At 62.4% G+C, this 255-nt stretch carries 1 protein-coding gene; it reads left to right on the top strand.

The genetic code is table 11. The annotated features are described in order from the left end of the window. On the top strand, nt 1-255 hold a 255-nt coding region (locus GM676_RS31455; protein WP_267875704.1), incomplete at both ends, for a sugar phosphate nucleotidyltransferase.

Here is a 255-nt window from a genome sequence, read left to right as displayed (position 1 = left end):
GCCGAAATCGAACTACGCCGTCACCGGCCTGTACTTCTACGACAACCAGGTGTGCGACATCGCCGCCAGCATCAAGCCGTCCGCGCGCGGCGAGCTGGAAATCACCGACGTCAACAAGGTGTATCTGGACAAGGGCCAGCTCAACGTCGAAGTGATGGGGCGCGGCATGGCCTGGCTCGACACCGGCACCCACGAGTCGCTGCTGGAGGCGGGCCAGTTCATCGCCACCATTGAAAAACGCCAGGGCCTGAAAGT

The organism is Duganella radicis (assembly GCF_009720825.1).
GTDB classification, from domain to species: Bacteria; Pseudomonadota; Gammaproteobacteria; order Burkholderiales; family Burkholderiaceae_D; genus Rugamonas; species Rugamonas radicis.
This window is presented reverse-complemented; position numbering and strand designations above follow the sequence as displayed.